Source organism: Lentzea sp. NPDC003310 (assembly GCF_040610935.1).
Classification (GTDB): Bacteria; Actinomycetota; Actinomycetes; order Mycobacteriales; family Pseudonocardiaceae; genus Lentzea.
Genome location: NZ_JBEXNC010000032.1, coordinates 1 through 15,601 on the forward strand (window position 1 = coordinate 1; position 15,601 = coordinate 15,601).

Here is a 15,601-nt window from a genome sequence, read left to right on the forward strand (position 1 = left end):
GTGGCCCGCTCTTGGTGCGGCTCGTGATGGGACCCCACCGCCGAGGCGCCCAAACTACGAAACAGGCAGCCGCTCTAAGCAACAGGCGTGCCATCAACCCACCCACAGCGCTGGCCCCCTGATCAGATTGCCGGGGGTCTGGGGGCAGAGCCCCCAGGGGAAGCACGCAACAGCAACCCGCCGCACGCAAAGGTCGACAAGACGAAACCGACGCGCCAACGCAAGCTGACGCAGGCGTCCCCCCAAAACGAAGACCCCCTGAGCCCAAACGCTACTCAGGGGGTCCGACAAGATCAGCCAACCAACGTCAAAGGCCACGAAACCAGAGGACCAGGAACCAGGAACCAGAGGACAGGAACCTGAGGCCCAGGAAACCCAAAGGCCCAAAGAACCAGAGGCCTAGAGCCCCAAACCAGGCCCCCAGAGAACCCTCAGTCCTCGTCCTCATCCTCACGAGGCGCCTTGTAGGGATCAGCATCCCCAGCAGGCTTGGCCCCCACCGCCAACCGAGCCACCTCGGCATCAGCAGCCTGAGCCCGAGCCAACAGCTCGTCCATCTTCCGAGCCTCATCCGGCACGGTGTCGGTCATGAACGTCAACGTGGGCGTGAACCGCACCCCGGTCTGCGCCCCGACCATCGACCGGAGCACACCCTTGGCCTTCTCCAACGCCGCAGCGGCCCCGGCGAAGTCGGGTTCGACGTCCAGCCGCTCACCGAGAACGGTGTAGTACACAGTCGCGTCGTGCAGGTCGCCGGTCACCTTGGTGTCGGTGATCGTGACCCGAGCCAGCCGCGGGTCCTTGACCTCGTGCTCCAGAGCCGAAGCGACGATCTGCGAGATCCGCTTGGCGAGCTTGCGGGCACGTGCCGTGTCGGCCACGAGCCTCCCCTTCCTAGTCGTCCTCCGGCCCGACGAGACGCGTCCGGGCGGAGAGCAGTTCCAGTTCGGGCCGTCCTGCCACCAGCCTCTCACAGCCGGCGAGAACGTCCCTGACATGCGAAGCGTCACCGGCAACCACGGCGACACCGATCAACGCTCGCCGGTGCAGGTCCTGGTGACCGGCCTCGGAAGCGGCAACTTCGAAGCGCTTGCGCAGCTCGGCCACCACGGGCCGGACCACCGAGCGCTTCTCCTTCAACGAGTGGACGTCGCCCAAGAGCACGTCCAGTTCCAGCGCACCCACGTACATGGGCAAGATCTTCCAGAAGAAAGGGGTGCGAAGCCACTCGTTAAAGCGGCTCCGCACCCCCTCATCCACCGACTAGGCGCGCGGCTTCTCGCGCATCTCGAAGGTCTCGATGATGTCTTCCAGCTTGAGGTCGCTGTAGTTGCCGAGCGTGAGACCACACTCGAAACCTTCGCGGACCTCGGTGGCGTCGTCCTTGAACCGCTTGAGCGAGCTGATCGGGAGGTTCTCCGCGATCACCTTGCCGTCACGGAGCAGGCGAGCCCTGGCGTTGCGGCGGATCTCGCCCGACAGGACCATGCAACCCGCGATCGTGCCGACCTTGGAGGACTTGAAGACGTCGCGGATCTCGGCGCGGCCGAGCTGGACCTCTTCGTACTCCGGCTTGAGGAGACCCTTGAGGGCCGCCTCGATCTCGTCGATCGCCTGGTAGATGACCGTGTAGTAGCGGACGTCCACGCCCTCGCGGTTCGCGAGCTCGGTCGCCTTGCCCTCGGCCCGGACGTTGAAGCCCAGGACGATGGCGGAACCGGCCACGGCGAGGTTGATGTCGCCTTCGGTGATGCCACCGACACCGCGGTGGATCACGCGCAGCTCGACGTCGTCGCCGACCTCGATCTTCATGAGCGCGTCCTCGAGGGCCTCGACGGTACCCGAGTTGTCACCCTTGATGATCAAGGTGAGCTGGCTGGTCTCCTTCAGCGCGGCGTCCAGGTCCTCGAGGCTGACGCGCTTGCGCTTGGCGGCGTTCAGCGCGTTGCGAGTGCGGGCCTGGCGACGCTCGGCGATCTGGCGAGCGACGCGGTCCTCCTCGACCACGAGGAACGTGTCACCGGCGCGCGGCACCGAGGTCAGACCGATGACCTGCACCGGACGCGACGGGGTCGCGACGGTGACGTCATCGCCGTGCTCGTCCACCATGCGGCGGACGCGACCGTACGCGTCACCCGCGACGATCGACGAGCCCACGCGGAGCGAACCGCGCTGCACGAGCACCGTGGCGACCGGACCGCGACCGCGGTCGAGGTGCGCCTCGATCGCGACACCCTGGGCCTCCATGTCCGGGTTGGCCCGGAGGTCCAGCGAAGCGTCGGCGGTCAACAGGATGGCCTCGAGGAGGCTGTCGATGTTGATGCCCTGCTTGGCCGAGATGTCGACGAACATCGTGTCGCCGCCGTACTCCTCGGCGACCAGCCCGTACTCGGTCAGCTGCTGACGGATCTTGGAGGGGTTCGCACCCTCCTTGTCGATCTTGTTGACCGCGACCACGATCGGCGCCTGAGCGGCCTGCGCGTGGTTGATGGCCTCCACGGTCTGCGGCATCACACCGTCGTCGGCTGCGACGACGATGACCGCGATGTCGGTCGCGTTCGCACCACGGGCACGCATGGCGGTGAACGCCTCGTGACCCGGGGTGTCGATGAAGGTGATGAGCCGCGGGTTGCCCTCGAGCTCGGTCTCCACCTGGTACGCGCCGATGTGCTGGGTGATGCCACCGGCCTCGCCCTCGTGCACCTTCGCCTTGCGGATGGTGTCGAGGAGTCGGGTCTTACCGTGGTCGACGTGACCCATGACGGTGACGACCGGCGGGCGGACCTGCAGGTCCTCCTCGTCGCCGGCGTCCTCGCCGTAGGTGATGTCGAACGTCTCGAGCAGCTCGCGGTCCTCCTCCTCGGGGGACACGACCTGCACGACGTAGTTCATCTCGGTGCCGAGGAGCTCGAGGATCTCGTCGGACACCGACTGGGTCGCCGTGACCATCTCGCCCAGGTGGAAGAGCACCTGCACGAGCGACGCCGGGTTGGCGTTGATCTTGTCGGCGAAGTCGGTCAGCGAGGCACCGCGCGGCAGGCGGATCGTCTCGCCACTGCCCTTGGGCAGGCGGACGCCACCGACCGAAGGCGCCTGCATGTTGTCCATGTACTCCTGGCGCTTCTGCCGCTTGGACTTGCGTCCACGGCGCGCCGGACCACCCGGACGACCGAAGGCACCAGCGGTACCGCCGCGACCAGCGCCGCCGCCACCGCCACCGGGGCGACCGCGGAAACCGCCGCCACCGGCGGGCGCGCCGCCGCCACCACCGGCACCGCCGGGACGGAAGCCACCGCCACCGCCACCGCCGCCACCGGGACGGAAGCCACCGCCGCCGCCACCGCCGCCACCGCCGCGGAAGCCACCGCCTCCGCCGCCGCCACCACCGCCACCGCGGAAGCCGCCACCGCCGCCGCCCCCACCGGGACGACCGCCGCCACCACCGGGACGGCCACCGCCGCCACCGCCGGGACCAGGACGGTTACCGGCCGGACGGCCGGGCATCATGCCGGGGTTCGGCCGCGGGGGCATGTTGCCCGGGTTGGGACGGGGACCGCCCTGACCCGGAGCCGGGCGAGGACCGCCCTGACCGGGACCGGGACGACCGCCACCCTGTGCGGCTGCCGGACGCGGACCACCCTGACCGGGCGCGCCACCGGGACGGGGGCTCGCCGGACGCGGGTCGCCGGGCTTGGGGCCACCGGCCGGGCGGTCGCCGCCCTGCTCGGGGCGCGGGCCGGGACGAGGTCCAGGACGCGGCGCGGGAGCGTTGCCGCCACCGACGCCGAAGGGGTTGTTGCCCGGACGCGGGGCACGCGGACCGGCAGGCTTGGGAGACTGCGGGCGCGGCGGGACCACGGACGGGGTCTGCCCACCGGCGGCCGCGGCCGGAGCCTGCGGCTGCTGCTGGGCGGGCTGCTGCTGCGGAGCCGGGCGCGGGCCCGGACGCGGACCGCCACCGGGCTTGACGCCGGGTACCGGGGCAGCCTTGGGAGCGGCCGGAGCCGACGCGGCGGGTGCCGCGGGGGCCGGGGCCTGGGGCTGTGCGGGTGCCGGTGCGGACGCCGCGGGAGCCGGGGCCTGCGCGGCAGGAGCTGCCGGTGCGGGCTTCGGGGCCGGCGGGCGCGGGGCGGCCGGACGGGGTCCGGGCATGCCCTTGGGCGCAGCGGGCTTGTCGGCCGCAGGCTTCGACTCCGCCGGTGCGGCGGGCGCTGCTGCGGCAGCGGGTGCGGGTGCCTTGGGCTTCGGAGCGGACGGCTTCGGGGCCGGCTTCGAAGACTTGGCCTCGTAGGCGTCGCGGAGCCGCCGGGCCACGGGGGCCTCGACGGTGGAGGACGCCGACTTCACGTACTCGCCCTGTTCGGCGAGCTTGTTGAGAACTTCCTTGCTCGTAACACCGAGCTCTTTCGCGAGCTCGTGCACGCGGGCCTTGCCTGCCACTGCTCTCCTAGGTCGTGAGGCCGGCGGGCAAGTCCCATCGACCTCGTCTTATCGTCGCGCGTTCATGTCTTCAGCTTCACGGCTGACTCATGACGGGTCGACCTGCTTCCTTGTTTCCTGCTGGCCGCGGGGCTGTCCCGAAGCCTTGTTCCCTTGCTGCTCGACGTGCTCGCGCAACGAAGCGACGTCGAGCGCTCCCTGGACCCGGAAGGCCCGCGAGAACGCCCGTCGCCGCTCGGCGTTGCGGAGACATTCGAGATCGAAATGCAACCAAGCACCCCGACCAGGAAGCCGCCGACGGACGTCCGGAACCACCGAACCGTCCACCGCGACCACACGCAGCAGCTCAGAGGGCAACGTCCGTGCGCGGCATCCGATACACGTGCGAACAGGGCCGATGTGCTGGGAAACCGCTCCCGACGTTGAACCGTTGATAATTCTATCCCCTGGAGCTCATTCAGCCGAACCGGATGTGACCGCACCGGCGGCCGGAGCCTCCGCATCGCTGCGGATGTCGATGCGCCAGCCCGTCAGACGGGCGGCCAGGCGGGCGTTCTGGCCCTCCTTGCCGATCGCCAGCGAGAGCTGGAAGTCCGGCACCACGACACGTGCCGTCTTGGCGCGCTCGTCGAGCACCCTCACCGACACAACCTTCGCTGGTGACAATGCATTCCCGACGAAAGTGGCGGGGTCGTCCGAGTGGTCGATGATGTCGATCTTCTCGCCGCCGAGCTCGTGCATGACGTTGCGCACACGGGCGCCCATGGGGCCGATGCAGGCGCCCTTGGCGTTCACTCCGGCAACCGTTGATTTCACGGCGATCTTCGAACGGTGACCTGCCTCACGTGCCACCGCGGGGATCTCCACGGTGCCGTCCGCGATCTCCGGGACCTCGAGCGCGAACAGCCGCCGCACGAGGTTCGGGTGCGTGCGCGAGAGGGCAATCTGCGGGCCGCGAGCCCCGCGGGAGACGCTCACGACGTAGCACTTGATGCGCTCGCCGTGGTTGTACTGCTCGCCCGGCACCTGCTCGGCCGGCGGCAGCACGCCCTCGGTGTCACCCACCTGGACGACGACCATGCCGCGGGCGTTCGCGCGGGCGTCGCGCTGCACGACGCCGGCGATGATCTCGCCCTCCTTGGCCGCGAACTCGCCGAACGTGCGCTCGTGCTCGGCGTCGCGCAGGCGCTGCAGGATGACCTGGCGCGCCGTGGTGGCCGCGATGCGGCCGAAGCCCTCGGGAGTGTCGTCCCACTCCTCCTGGACCGAGCCGTCAGGCCCCAGGTCCTGCGCGAGCACGCGCACGACGCCGGACTTGCGGTCGATCTCCACGCGCGAGTGCGTGGCGTGCCCTTCGGTGTGCTTGTAGGCGGTCAGCAGGGCTGACTCGATCGCCTCCAGGACCGTCTCGAAGGGGATGTCCTTTTCACGTTCGATCGCCCTCAGGGCGGCGATGTCGACGTTCACCTCGGCTCCTCCTTCGGTGCTTTCCGAGTGAGCCGAGCCAGTTCCTCGACCGGCGGCTGCTTGAACTCGATCTCCATGACCGCGCGTTCGATGTGGCGGTACTCCACGCGCCGCAGCTCGCCCTGGTGCAGCAGCTCGACCCCGGTCTCGTCGCACTCGCCGACCCGGCCGAACCACTCGGCCTTCTCCGGCTGCTTGACCTTCACGAGACGCAGGTGCGCGCGCTTCCAGTGGCGCGGACGGGTGAGCGGGCGGTCGACACCCGGCGAGGTGACCTCGAGGGTGTACGGCCCGTTGATGATGTGGTCGTGCTCGTCGAGCGCGGCGGAGACCACGCGGCTCGCCTCGGCGACCTCGTCGAGCCCGATGCCGTCTTCACCGTCCACGACGACCTTGACCAGACGGCGGCGCCCAGCCTGATTCACGTCGAGCGCGTCGAGGTCGAAGCCGGCGGCTTCGAGCGCTTCCCGCACAACGGGTGCTAGCTGCGCGGCAAGCTCTCCGCGCGGCGGGCTGGACACGTGGTGTCTCCTTCAGTTCGAACGCATGAAAACCCCGGCCGACGCTGTTTCCGGCGGCCGTGGACGACCAGACTATCTCGTTCGCCCGGCTCCCACCGACCCGCAGTGCTGCTGGCAATATGGGTTCGCGTGATCTCCGAATCGGTCAGCCGCCGCCGTGTGCTGCTCGCGGTGGCCGCCGCACCGCTCGCCGTTGCGTGCACCACAGAACCTCCCCCGCCACCGCCGCCGGACCCGCTGTCCGCGCTCGCGGCGCAGGCCCGCGCGGACGCCAAGCTGGCCCAGACGCTGACCGGCGTGCCGGCGGCTGCGGAGATCGTGAAGGCCCGGGAGACGCACGCCGCGCTGCTGCAGGCCGAAGTCGATCGCGAACGCCCACCGCTGTCCTCGACGGCGCCGCCCGCCCCCACCACCCCGCCCACGCCGCCGGACCCCCTGGCCGCCATGCGCACCGCGCTGGACGAGGCCGTCCGCGAGGCGTCCGCGCTCGTGGCCAAGGTGCCCTCGTACCGCGCGGGCCTGGTCGGCTCGGTCGCGGCGGGCTGCGCGTCCCTGCGGGAGGTGCTCGGATGAGCGTGGAATCAGTGCAGACGGCGCTCGGCACCGAGCACGCCGCGTTGTGGACCTACGGCCTGGTGTCGGCGTTCCTGGGCGACCAGGCCGCCGCCGTCGCGGAGGGGGCGAACCTGCACCGCGCCCGCCGGGACACGACGGAGCGCTGGCTGCGCGACCACGGCGCCACCCCGAACCCGCCCGCCGCGGCCTACCTGCCGCCCTCGCCGGTGTCGGACGGCCCGTCGGCGCTCGCCGCGCTGGTGGCGGTCGAGCAGGACACCTGTGCCGCGTGGCGCGGGGTGCTGGAGCGGACCGACGACGCGACGGTGCGCATCTCGGCGCTGGAGGCGCTGACGACGGCCGCGGTGCGGGCGACGCGGTGGCGCAAGGCGGCGGGGACGAGCCCGGCATCGATCACGATGCCGGGCGTCGCCTCGGGCTAGGCGGCGCCGGACGATTCCGTCGGGCGGTAGTGGCAGCCGAGGGATCCGCGGACGGCACCGCCGCAACGACCGAATACGCCCGGTATGAGGCCGTCGCGGCGGCACCGCCCGCGGATCGCTCGCCCGCGCCTCCCACCGGACGAAATCGTCCGGCACCGCCTAGTTCCCGAACGACGACGCGAGCCTGATCGCGTCGGTCGAGACCCGCTTCATGTCCTTGTTGTGCGTGAGCGCGTCCGGGTTCCTGGTCGGCGAGTCGGACTCGACGATCACGACGAGCTGGTCGCGCTGCTCGGAGGCGTACCCGCCGTTGGCCAGCGTGGTCAGCGGCGGCACGCTGATGGCCTTGTCCAGCACCAGGTCCTTGACGTTGCCGGTGCCGTCCTTCTGGGTCAGCTCGCGCAGTTGCCGCGCCTCGTCCGCCGTCTTCATCTTCACGACGGACACCGACGAGTACACGGTGCTGCCGTTGGGCAGTTTCGCCGTGTAGAACGCACGGGTCAGCTGGAGACACGGCGTGGTCTTGAAGAACGCCTGCGTCTGGCTCGTGGCGTGGGCGGCGCAGTCGCTGTCCTTCACCGGTTCCGGCAACTCCGGCACGGTGGTGAACTCGAACTCCCCCGCGGTCTTCTGCGGTTGCGCGACCGGTTTGTCGATCGGGTCCGAGGGCTGCAACACCCACCACACGAACCCGGACACCACCGCGACGCCGACGAGCGCCAGCGCCTTGCCCACCCAGGTCGACTTGCGCTGGGGCGGAGGCGGCGGCGGGGGCAGGTGCCCCTGGCGGTTGTCCATGATCGACTGCAGCTTCTGGAGCTCGTCGGCCGGGTACAACGGCGCGGTGTCGGTGGGCCTCGGTGGGAAGCGAGGCAGGTTCTGGGTCACCTCTTCAGGTGACTGGCGTGGTTCCGACACAAGGACCCACGGTAACGGACGGCAGTCAGTCGAGCGCTTCGAGCACCCGGTCCACGTCCTCGATCGTGTTGTAAAGGTGACACGCATACCGTGTGCGACCAGCGCGAACCGAGGAGACGACTCCCTGAACGGGTGATCCGCCGATCGAGACGATGGCCGAGCCGGTGGGCGGCAGCCCCAGTCCGGTCAGGAGGCGATCCGTCAGGCCGACGCAGTGGGCACGCACGGCTTCGAGGTCCAAAGAGGCCACCCACGGGAGCGAGACCGCCGCACCGACGTGCGAGACCCACGTGGGTGAGAGGTCGAACCGCCGTGCGTCCGAACGGAGCACGAGGTCGGTGCCGTAGTTCTCGCCGGTGCTGTACCAGTTGGCAGCCAACGGCTTGAGGAACTCCATCCGGTCCGGACGCACCGCCATCCACGCCGCACCGCGCGGTGCCATCAGCCACTTGTACGCCACGCCGACGACGAAATCGGCCCACGCCAACGACAACGGCATCCACCCGGCCGCCTGGGACACGTCGAGCAGCACCGGCTTGCCCGACGCCCGCAGCGCGTCGAGGTCGGCGATCCGGCCGTCCGCGGACTGGACGACGCTCACCGCGGCGAGGTCGCACTCGTCCACTGTGGACACGATCCGGTGCCCGGCCGCGACGAACGGCAGCGTGACGCTGGTGAAGTCGCCGGGATCGACGAAGACCTTCGACCCGGCCGGCAGCGCCTGCGCGACCAGCGACCCGAACTGCGACACCGTCGCACCGCAGGCGACCGACGTCGCGGGCACCCCGATCAACTGCCCGAACGCCGCGCGCGAGGTCTCCACGACCTCGTTGAACATGGACGACGTGTCCTGGCCACGGCGCCACCGTTCGTGCGATGCCATGACCGCGTCGGCGACGTGGCGCGGCGGCACCCCGATGGACGCCGTGTTCAGGTAACCGGGCTCGACGTCGAAAACCGCTCCGAAGGCCTCACGCATGCGCGAGTCGCTTGTCGCGCTTGCGGCGCGCGTAGACCTGCTTCTTCACCCGTGCGATCACGGCCCCATCCTGCCCGACGACGTCCGTGTCGAACCAGATCAACGCCTTGGCGCCGTCACTGGTCTGGTCGAGGACCTCGGCGACGTGCTCGTCGGTCAGCCGGAACTCGGCGCGGACCGTGCCGCGGCCCGGCGCGACGAACTCGATCTCACCGGCCTGGTCCCACACGACGTGCTCGCCCTTGAGCTGGTTGAACAGCAGCAACACCCAGAACGGGTCGGTCATCGCGAACAGCGAACCGCCGAAGTGGGTACCGAAGAAGTTGCGGTTCCACGGACGCAGGCGCATCCGCACGCGCGCATACCGGTAGTCCGGCGAGATCTCCTCGACCCGGATGCCGGCGAACAGGAACGGCGGCCACAGGTTCATCCCGAAGCGCAGGCGGCTTGCCTTCATAAAAAACAGTGTTACACAACGTCGGCCAGACTGTCCGCAACTTCCTCGGGCGAGGGCGTGTGACGTATCTCCCGAGCTATCTGACCAGCGGCTTCGCGGTAGGAGTGGTCGCTGAGCAGCGTCCGGACGGCCTCCACGATCAGTCCGGCGCTGAACGCGGCCGGCCGCAGCGCCGCGCCGGCCGCGACGAGCGCGTCCGCGTTGCCGGACTGGTCCGCGCCCTGCGGCAGCACGACCTGGGGCACGCCGGCGGCGAGCGCGCCCAGCACCGTGCCGCTGCCACCGTGGTGCACGGCGACGTCGGCGTACCGGAGCACCTCGGCCTGGGGCAGCCACGGGTACACGCTGACGTTGGCCGGCAGGCGGTCGAGCGAGACGTGCGGCGCGGCCACGACCACCTGCGCCTCGGTGACGCGGCCGAGGCCCACGACCGCCTCGGCGAGCAGTTCCCGCGTGCCGAACGCCGTGCCGAGCGTCAGGTAGACGAGCTTCCCGGCCGTGCGCACCGGCACGTCACCGGGCGGCGAGAACGGCACCGCGCGCAGCGGAATCCGGTCCTCCCGCAGGAAAGCGGGGTCCTGCAGGGACGGCGGGCAGATGTCGAGGTGCCGCCCGCCGGTGGGCCGCACGAGCCCGATACCGTCGGGGAACATCCGCCCGAACCCGTGCCACAGCGCGGGGAAGCCGCGGCGGCGGGCCTCGGAGAAGACCTCCGGCACGGCCCACTCGGCGATCACGAGGTCGGGCAGCAGCCGTTCCAGTTCCTGCGCGATGTCCTCGGCGTAGATCTCGCCGAACACCAGCCCCGGCCGGAACGGCCGCAGGCCGAGCTTCCCGAGCACCGGGTGCATGTCCTCGCCGACCGCGAAGTGCACCTCGTGTCCCGCCTTGTGCAGAGCCTGCGCCAACGGGATCAACGGGTACGTGTGGCCCACGGCGGCCATGCTGGCGAAGAGCACGCGCATGCCGTGACGATACTGAGTCCTCATGGGAACCAACCGCGAGAAGATGATCAACGGCGAGCCCTACCTCCCGGCGGACCCCGAACTGGACGCGGACCGGCGTCGCGGCTGGCGCGAGATGGCGCGGTTCAACGCGCACGACCCGGAGGACCTCGACGGGATGTACGAGATCCTCAAGGGGTTCGTCGCGGAGATCGGCGAGAACACGACGTTCATGCAGCGCCTGCAGATCGAGTACGGCTACAACACGCGCGTCGGCGCGAACAGCTTCATGAACTACGGCGGCGTCATCCTCGACTGCGGGCCGGTGACCATCGGCGACCACGTGATGATGGGCCCGAACGTGCAGCTGCTGACGGCGTTGCACCCGATCGAGGACCACGACGCGCGCATCGCGGGCTGGGAGACCACCGCGCCGATCGTCATCGGCGACAAGGTGTGGTTCGGCGGTGGTGTGATCGTGTGTCCCGGAGTGACCATCGGCAACAACACGGTCGTGGGCGCGGGCAGTGTCGTGACGCGTGATCTGCCTGCTCACGTGCTTGCGGTCGGCAACCCCGCACGGGTGGTTCGTAAGATCTGAGGTCATGCGCAGCGAGGAGATCCAGATCCGCACAGGTGCCGAAGAGGTCGTCCACGACCTCACGGGCGAGTGCCAGAGGTTCCTCGACAACGAGACCGGCGACGGCCTGCTGCACGTGTGGGTGCCCCACGCGACGGCGGGCGTCGCCATCATCGAGACGGGCGCGGGCAGCGACGACGACCTGCTGACCGCGTTGGAACGGATCCTGCCCCGCGACGTGAAGTGGCGGCACCGGCACGGCACCCCCGGTCACGGCCGTGACCACGTGATGCCCGCACTGGTGCCGCCTTACGCGACGATCCCTGTTCTAGGCGGTGTGCTGACTCTCGGCACGTGGCAGTCCATCTGTCTCGTGGACACCAACGTCGACAATCCCGTCCGCACGGTCCGTTTGAGCTTTCTTGCCGGCTAGCAGCAGCACCACGCCGAGGAGCGCGATCCCACCGAACACCCACCACTCGGTGGTGACGGCACCGTCGTACATGAGGCTGCGCAGGCCTTCCGTGGAAAACCGGAACGGCGTCCACGACCACAGGACCGCCCGGTACGCCGGGTTGAGCAGCTCCGGCACCTGGCCCGCGACCGCCGGTGCCATCAGGTAGAGGACGCCGAGGACCGCCATCGCGCGGATGCCGAGGTGCCGGAACAGCCCTGCCTGCAGCAGTGCGAACGAGGCGGCGACGGCGAGCACGAAGCCGAGCGCCGGTCCGTTCAGCGTGACGCCCCACCAGGCCAGCAGGCCGACGGTCGAGCCGCTGACGAGGACGGCGGCGGTCAGCGCCGACAACCACCGCAGGCGCCTGCCCTTCAGCACCACGAACAGCAGTCCGGCGACCATCCCGCCGACCCACAGCAACGCGCTCACGGCGAGCGGCGCGGTGCGTTCGGCGGCGCTCGCCGTGCTGGCCTCGACCTCGACCGGCAAGCCTGCCCCCTGCGCGACGCCGGTCAGCACCTGCTGGGCGATCTGCGTGCCGGACGGGTTGACCGCGGGGTTCAGCCGGATCGTCGCCTGGCCGGACGCGATCTCCAGGACCCCGTAGACCTCCTTGGCCTCCAGGAGGTTCCGGGCCTCGTCCGCCTGGACCACGCGGAGGTCGACCTCCGGTGTGCCGGCTCTCGCGACGCGGTCCGCGATCGGCGGAGGCGCCACCACGGCGAGCGGGACGTCGTGCGGGTGCACGGTCGCCTGCACGCCGAACGTCAGCAGTCCCAGGAGGAAGGCCACCACAGCACCTGCGACGGCGGTGACCAGCACGGTGCGCATCATCGACCCCTTAGTTCATCAAGCGTTGAATTTAGTGGGGACGGTACGCCCGACACGTTCTCGAAGTCAACGCTTGATGAATTAAGCCGCTGTCAGACCCACCAGGTACCGTTTGCCCGTGACTTACCCAGGTGGCGGCGGACAGGGCGGCTGGAACGACCAGCAGGGCTGGGGCCAGCAGCAACAGGGTGACTACCCCAGCGGCGGGTACCCGTCGGGCGGCTACCAGACCGGCGGCTACCCGCAGACCGGTGGTTTCCCGCAGCAGGGCGGCTTCCCGGACCAGAACCAGTTCCCGCAGCAGGGCTACGGCGGGTACGGCGGTCTCGGCGTGTACGGCGGCTTCGACAACGAGCCGCCGAAGAAGAGCGGCAAGACGTGGCTGGTGGTCGGCGTCGTCGTCCTGGTGCTGCTCGTGGGCGGCGGCCTCACCTGGTTCCTGTTGTCCCGCAAGGACGACAACAAGGTCGCGCAGCCCGACCCGTCCACCCCGACGAGCACCTCCGCGCAACCCACCGACGGCCCCTGCCCGAAGGCCGACGGCCAGCAGTGCGTCGAGACGGCGCTGGGCTACAACTACGTGGTCCCGAAGAACTGGGACGTCATCGCCGACGCCAAGATCCCGGTGGACTCGTTCCCGGGCATCGCGCTGTCCGGCGTTACCACGTACGGCGACTACACGTGCGAGGGCAAGTCGTTCACCAAGGGCACCAACGGCGGCACGCTGCTCCCGAAGAGCGACATCAACAAGACCTCGGTCGACTTCGCGAAGGGCCTCGCCACGCAGTACTACGCCTCGGGCGGTGACCCGAAGGTGACGACGACGGAGCCGAAGCCGGTCAAGATCCAGCACACGCAGAAGAACGGCGACAAGGTCACCATCGAGGGCGTGCAGGTCGACGCCACCGTGACGCAGACCGGCAACAAGTGCCTGGCGAGCAAGGGCATGCTCAAGGTCGTGGTCCTGAACGGCAGCAACAAGCTGCACGTGCTGGTCGTGAACGGCGACCTGGAGGGTGGTGGAGGCGGCGCCAACCCGCCGCTGCCCAAGGAGTCCGACCTGCAGAAGATGGCCGACTCGCTGGTGCCGACCTCGTAGGCCGCCTGCGCGGTCCCGGAGTCGCTCACGCACCCCGGAGACGCCAGACGCCGGGCAGCTCGTGCCGCCCGGCGTCCCAGACTCACGGTCGTCAGCCGGTGACGACCTGCACCAGGTGGTCGACGGCCTCGGCCACCGGCACCTCGACGCGCTCGCCGGAGCGGCGGTCCTTGACCTCGACCGTGCCGTCCTTCAGACCGCGGCCGATCACCAGGATCGTCGGGATGCCGACGAGCTCGGCGTCCGCGAACTTCACGCCGGGGCTCGCCTTGCGGTCGTCCAGCAGCACCTTGAGGCCCTTGGCGCTGAGCTGCTTCGCGAAGTCCTCGCCGGCGCCCATGAGCGTCTCGTCCTTGCCGGCGACAACGACGTGGACGTCGGCGGGCGCGACGTTGCGGGGCCAGATCAGGCCGCGCTCGTCGTGCGACTGCTCGGCGATGGCCGCGACCAGGCGCGAGACGCCGACGCCGTACGAGCCCATGGTGATCCGGACGGGCTTGGAGTCCGGGCCGAGGGCGTCGAGCGAGAACGCGTCCGCGTACTTGCGGCCGAGCTGGAAGATGTGGCCGATCTCGATGCCGCGCGCGGCGACGAGCACGCCCTGCCCGTCCGGGGAGGCGTCGCCCTCGCGGACCTCGGCGACGTCGATGACACCGTCGGGCGTGAAGTCGCGGCCCGCGACGAGGTCGACGACGTGGTGGTCGGCCTTGTCGGCACCGGTGACCCACGCGGTGCCGGTGACGACGCGGGGGTCGGCGAGGAAGCGGATGCCGTTGCCCTGGATCGCGCCCGGACCGATGTACCCCTTGACCAGGAACGAGTTCTTGGCGAAGTCGGCCTCGTCGACCATCGCGACCTCGGCGGGCTCCAGCGCCGCCTCGAGGCGCTTGAAGTCGACCTCGCGGTCACCGGGAACGGCGATCGCGAGCAGCGTCCAGTCCTTCTGACCGGGCTGCTGGGTCTTGACCAGGACGTTCTTCAACGTGTCGGCCGCGGTGAACTTGCGGTCCGTGTTGGCGTTGAGGAAGTCGACCAGCGTCTCGATGGTGGGCGTGTTCGGCGTGTGGTGCACCTGCGCCGCGGGCTTGTCGTCGATCGGCTGCGCGGCGGGCACGGGCGTCTTGACGGCCTCGACGTTCGCCGCGTAGCCCGACTCCGTGCTGCGCACGAAGGTGTCCTCACCCGTCTCGGCGACGGCGAGGAACTCCTCCGACGCCGAGCCGCCCATCGCACCGGACGTGGCGGAGACGATCACGTACTCCAGGCCGAGCCGGTCGAAGATGCGGATGTAGGCGTCGCGGTGGTTCTTGTACGACTCGCTGAGACCCTCGTCGGTGAGGTCGAACGAGTACGAGTCCTTCATCAGGAACTCGCGGCCGCGCAGGATGCCCGCACGGGGACGCGCCTCGTCGCGGTACTTGGTCTGGATCTGGTACAGCGTGACGGGGTAGTCCTTGTAGGAGGAGTACTCGCCCTTCACGGTGAGGGTGAACATCTCCTCGTGCGTGGGCCCGAGGAGGTAGTCGGCGCCCTTGCGGTCCTTGAGGCGGAACAGGTTGGGGCCGTACTCCTCCCACCGGTTCGTCGCCTCGTAGGGCTCCTTGGGCAGCAGCGCGGGGAACTGGATCTCCTGCGCGCCGAAGGCGTCCATCTCCTCGCGGACGACGGCCTCGATGTTGCGCAGGACCTTGAGCCCCAGCGGCAGCCAGGTGTACCCGCCCGGCGCGACGCGGCGGACGTAGCCGGCGCGCACCAGCAGCTTGTGGCTGGGCACTTCGGCGTCGGCCGGGTCCTCGCGAAGGGTGCGCAGGAACAGCGACGACATCCTGGTGATCACGGTGGGTACTCCTCGTTCACGGGCAGTTGAAACAGCGTACTGGTTGGACGTTCCCCGAAATCGCGCGCGGTGC

17 protein-coding genes are annotated in these 15,601 nt (G+C 69.9%); 5 read left to right on the plus strand and 12 right to left on the minus strand.

Annotated elements, in window-relative coordinates; translation table 11 throughout:
- Positions 1-431: 431 nt before the first annotated feature.
- From rbfA to rimP, 6 genes are all read right to left on the minus strand, one after another.
- On the minus strand, positions 432-881 hold the full coding sequence (gene rbfA / locus ABZX02_RS41735; protein WP_355307294.1) for a 30S ribosome-binding factor RbfA: 450 nt from the start codon (positions 879-881) through the stop codon (positions 432-434).
- 13 nt (positions 882-894) lie between these two features.
- A complete protein-coding gene (locus tag ABZX02_RS41740) occupies positions 895-1,191 on the minus strand; it encodes a DUF503 domain-containing protein (protein WP_355307296.1) in 297 nt (98 codons plus the stop codon).
- A gap of 72 nt (positions 1,192-1,263) precedes the next feature.
- Positions 1,264-4,440 carry a translation initiation factor IF-2 gene (gene infB / locus ABZX02_RS41745; protein WP_355307297.1) on the minus strand — a complete coding sequence of 1,059 codons (3,177 nt, stop codon included), beginning with the start codon at positions 4,438-4,440 and terminating at the stop codon, positions 1,264-1,266.
- Between the two features lie 87 nt (positions 4,441-4,527).
- Positions 4,528-4,878, minus strand: a complete 351-nt coding sequence (locus ABZX02_RS41750; protein ID WP_355307390.1) for a YlxR family protein — start codon at positions 4,876-4,878, stop codon at positions 4,528-4,530.
- A 15-nt stretch (positions 4,879-4,893) separates the two neighbouring features.
- Positions 4,894-5,907 carry a transcription termination factor NusA gene (gene nusA / locus ABZX02_RS41755; protein WP_191302961.1) on the minus strand — a complete coding sequence of 338 codons (1,014 nt, stop codon included), beginning with the start codon at positions 5,905-5,907 and terminating at the stop codon, positions 4,894-4,896.
- Positions 5,904-6,428 carry a ribosome maturation factor RimP gene (gene rimP / locus ABZX02_RS41760; protein ID WP_355307300.1) on the minus strand — a complete coding sequence of 175 codons (525 nt, stop codon included), beginning with the start codon at positions 6,426-6,428 and terminating at the stop codon, positions 5,904-5,906. The genes nusA and rimP overlap by 4 nt, the downstream gene beginning before the upstream one ends.
- Before the next feature lie 129 nt (positions 6,429-6,557).
- Here rimP and ABZX02_RS41765 point away from each other — a divergent pair, with 129 nt between their 5' ends.
- Complete coding sequence (locus tag ABZX02_RS41765; protein ID WP_355307302.1) at positions 6,558-7,001, plus strand: hypothetical protein; 444 nt, start codon at positions 6,558-6,560, stop codon at positions 6,999-7,001.
- Complete coding sequence (locus ABZX02_RS41770) at positions 6,998-7,426, plus strand: ferritin-like domain-containing protein (protein ID WP_355307303.1); 429 nt, start codon at positions 6,998-7,000, stop codon at positions 7,424-7,426. Before ABZX02_RS41765 ends, ABZX02_RS41770 begins: the two co-directional genes overlap by 4 nt.
- A gap of 159 nt (positions 7,427-7,585) precedes the next feature.
- Here ABZX02_RS41770 and ABZX02_RS41775 read toward each other — a convergent pair whose 3' ends face one another.
- Genes ABZX02_RS41775 through ABZX02_RS41790 form a run of 4 tightly spaced genes read right to left on the minus strand, consistent with a single transcriptional unit; the run spans position 7,586 to position 10,745 of the window.
- Positions 7,586-8,314, minus strand: coding sequence for a hypothetical protein (locus tag ABZX02_RS41775; protein ID WP_355307305.1), 729 nt, complete (start codon positions 8,312-8,314; stop codon positions 7,586-7,588).
- A gap of 55 nt (positions 8,315-8,369) precedes the next feature.
- Positions 8,370-9,323, minus strand: coding sequence for an aminotransferase class V-fold PLP-dependent enzyme (locus ABZX02_RS41780; RefSeq protein WP_355307307.1), 954 nt, complete (start codon positions 9,321-9,323; stop codon positions 8,370-8,372).
- Positions 9,316-9,780, minus strand: a complete 465-nt coding sequence (locus tag ABZX02_RS41785; protein WP_355307308.1) for a DUF4442 domain-containing protein — start codon at positions 9,778-9,780, stop codon at positions 9,316-9,318. The genes ABZX02_RS41780 and ABZX02_RS41785 overlap by 8 nt, the downstream gene beginning before the upstream one ends.
- Positions 9,781-9,791: 11 nt before the next feature.
- Positions 9,792-10,745, minus strand: a complete 954-nt coding sequence (locus tag ABZX02_RS41790) for a nucleotide disphospho-sugar-binding domain-containing protein (RefSeq protein ID WP_355307310.1) — start codon at positions 10,743-10,745, stop codon at positions 9,792-9,794.
- Between the two features lie 22 nt (positions 10,746-10,767).
- On the opposite strand from ABZX02_RS41790, the gene ABZX02_RS41795 reads away from it, so the two are divergent.
- A complete protein-coding gene (locus ABZX02_RS41795) occupies positions 10,768-11,325 on the plus strand; it encodes a sugar O-acetyltransferase (protein WP_355307312.1) in 558 nt (185 codons plus the stop codon).
- Between the two features lie 4 nt (positions 11,326-11,329).
- Positions 11,330-11,737, plus strand: coding sequence for a YjbQ family protein (locus tag ABZX02_RS41800; protein WP_355307314.1), 408 nt, complete (start codon positions 11,330-11,332; stop codon positions 11,735-11,737).
- On the opposite strand, the gene ABZX02_RS41805 is transcribed toward ABZX02_RS41800, so the two are convergent.
- Entirely contained in the window at positions 11,633-12,592 is a 960-nt protein-coding gene (locus tag ABZX02_RS41805) for an ABC transporter permease (RefSeq protein WP_355307316.1), read from the minus strand. The two genes, ABZX02_RS41800 and ABZX02_RS41805, sit on opposite strands and share 105 nt — an antisense overlap.
- 118 nt (positions 12,593-12,710) lie before the next feature.
- Between ABZX02_RS41805 and ABZX02_RS41810 the strand changes: the two genes are divergently transcribed.
- Positions 12,711-13,691 carry a hypothetical protein gene (locus tag ABZX02_RS41810; protein WP_355307317.1) on the plus strand — a complete coding sequence of 327 codons (981 nt, stop codon included), beginning with the start codon at positions 12,711-12,713 and terminating at the stop codon, positions 13,689-13,691.
- Positions 13,692-13,782: 91 nt separating this feature from the next.
- On the opposite strand, the gene ABZX02_RS41815 is transcribed toward ABZX02_RS41810, so the two are convergent.
- Positions 13,783-15,528 carry a proline--tRNA ligase gene (locus tag ABZX02_RS41815; RefSeq protein ID WP_355307319.1) on the minus strand — a complete coding sequence of 582 codons (1,746 nt, stop codon included), beginning with the start codon at positions 15,526-15,528 and terminating at the stop codon, positions 13,783-13,785.
- Positions 15,529-15,601: the final 73 nt, after the last annotated feature.